The following is a 2,555-nucleotide window of genomic DNA, read 5'->3' as shown; positions in this document are numbered from 1 at the left end:
ACTGGCAATCGACTACGCGGTCGGCTACGGCCGGGGCGGTAAGGGCTGCGTGGTGTTGTTCGCGGCCGGCAACGGTAACGAGTCGGTCGATCACGACGGCTACGCCAGTTACGACAAACTGATGGCGGTCGCGGCCTGTAACGACCAGGGCAAGCGCAGCGTTTACAGCGATTTCGGCCACGCGGTTTGGTGCGCTTTTCCCAGCAGCGACCTTGGCTTAGCCCAGCTGAACCATCCGGAACCGTTAACGCCGGGGATTTGGACCACCGACCGGCTCGGCCAAAAAGGCTACAACGCCGGCAACGTCGCCGACGGCGATGTCGGCGGCAGCTTTACCAACAGCTTCGGCGGCACCTCCAGCGCCTGCCCCGGCGCGGCCGGCGTGGCGGCGTTGGTGCTGGCGGTCAATCCGAATTTGAAGTGGTTCGAGGTCAAGGAATTATTCAAACGCGCCTGCGACCGCATCGATCCGCAACAAGGCAATTACGACGCCAACGGCCATAGCCCCCAATACGGCTACGGCCGATTGAACGCCCTGACGGCGGTGAATTTGGCCAAACCGCAACCCCAAAACAGCGTCAACGTCAGCCGGGTGTTCGATGCGCCAATACCGGATATGCGGACGGTTGAGTTCACGCTGGCCGTCGCCGACAACGCGCCGGTGGACGCGATCGCGGTGTCGGTGGACATCAAGCATAGCTATATCGGCGATTTACTGATCGCGCTGCTACCGCCCGCCGGCACAGGCGTAAAGCCGATCGTATTGCACAATCGAGCCGGCGGCGCCACCAAAAATCTAAAGCGAACCTATGACAAAAGCACCGCTCCCGACCTCGCCAAACTATTGGGCAAGGATTGTTCGGGAACCTGGACCTTGCATATCGAGGACAAGGCACCTCGGGACATCGGCACGTTGGTATCGTTTGGAATTGAGCTAGTATTCGCGCATCCGAGCCGGAATCTGGCGGCACCAGGACCGACTAGCGCGACCGGCAAGCCCAAGCGAGTGAACCGCGCCGCGAAATCCAGTTGATTTGGTCACTTTTGCGCCGGAATTTACGCTTTATCCTAGTTCAACGGTCAGATTGGAAGAAAGACTGTCATACCCGCCGGGAAGCAGGTATCCAGTGCCCCGGATAGCGACAGCTTCTAACCATCCATGGTGTCTGGATTCCGGCAGTCCATGCCGGAATGACAACCCAGAGTTAGGAGAAGCTCGAGACCTGATAACGATCTAGCGGTTACGGATTTGGAAGCGAGGGCCAAACCGGACCGATTCCAATAGCAGTTGCACGCTTGACGTGATTGGGCGGAACCTAACCGGCTCATTTACCGAAACGGCGGGGGCTAGAATAAACGGCAGAAACCCGCATTTTGACTGCCGCATTCCCAGCCGTAGACCGGCTGGCAAGCCTCTCGCCGCCGGGTTACCGCGTTTTTTGTTAACAACCGGAGGACAGACCATGAAACAACTCACCATCGAACCCAACAACACCCAATTTTCGCTGCCGAACGCTTACGCGCTGGCACTGGCGTCCCGATTGGCCTATGCCAAGGAAGCCGAGGTTTTGAACAAACTGTCGGTGCAAGGCTTTAACGGCCGCTTCATCGACGGCAGCAAGATTCCCGGTTCGCGCCAGGATACCCAGGCCTTTATCGCGCATAGCGGTAGCGTGATCGTGATTGCCTTTCGCGGCACCGAAAAAGTACCGGAAGACTGGTGCGCCGACGCCAAGATGGCGTTCCGCGAAACCCCGCACGGCCGGATTCACACCGGTTTCGACGACGCGCTGGACGCGATTTGGGATACCTTGATCGACACCCTGGAAAGCGTGCATCAATACGGCCAATCGTTGTGGCTGACCGGGCATAGCCTGGGCGGCGCGTTGGCGGTACTGGCGGCGGCGCGCCTAACGCTGGACATCGATCAACGCATCTACAAGTCGATCAACGGTTTGTACACCTTCGGCCAGCCTCGGGTCGGCGACCGCCGTTTTGTCGGCGAACTGGATCAAGCCTTGAAACCGCGCTATTTCCGCTTTGTTAACGATAACGACATCGTGCCGCGCGTGCCGGACCGGCTAAACCAGTATCAGGAAGGCGGCAGCATTCGCTTCTTCGACTCGGAGGGCAAATTGCACGAGGATGTCGGTTATTGGTTTAAATTCATGGAACGGATTAAAGGCTCGCTTAACCAGAAATTGGATTTAATCCCGTCGTTTATCGAACATCATTTTATGGACCAATATATTCAAAACATCGAGAAGAATTTATAAGCCCTCGGCAAAGAAGTTGCCGAGTCGAAAATCCCGCTATCGGACAGTTTAAGCAAGGCCTCGGCCAATAATAATAACGGCGCATCCGCCCATTCAAGAGAGGTATTTTATGGCTACAAAAAACATCGTGCTCTGTTCCGACGGCACCGGCAATAAAGGCGGTTACGGCTCGGACAGCAACGTTTATAAAACCTATAAAGCCGTCGATGTCACGTCCAACCGCGCCCATCAATACACGTTCTACGACCAAGGTGTCGGCACGGACAAAAGCGACACCAG

3 protein-coding genes are annotated in these 2,555 nt (G+C 56.9%); all 3 read left to right on the top strand.

Features of this window, described 5'->3' with window-relative positions; genetic code table 11:
• Positions 1 to 1,033, top strand: a 1,033-nt coding sequence (locus AC3B8H_RS20330) for a S8 family serine peptidase (protein WP_488443339.1), incomplete at its 5' end; no start/stop codon positions are given.
• A gap of 430 nt (positions 1,034 to 1,463) precedes the next feature.
• The gene (locus tag AC3B8H_RS20325) at positions 1,464 to 2,276 is read left to right on the top strand and encodes a lipase family protein (RefSeq protein WP_488443338.1); all 813 of its coding nucleotides are present in this window, start codon (positions 1,464 to 1,466) and stop codon (positions 2,274 to 2,276) included.
• A 109-nt stretch (positions 2,277 to 2,385) separates the two neighbouring features.
• Positions 2,386 to 2,555 (top strand): phospholipase effector Tle1 domain-containing protein (locus tag AC3B8H_RS20320; RefSeq protein ID WP_488443340.1); only part of this gene is annotated, 170 nt, incomplete at its 3' end.

It is taken from the genome of Methylomonas sp. BG-2, assembly GCF_057766305.1.
This window is presented reverse-complemented; position numbering and strand designations above follow the sequence as displayed.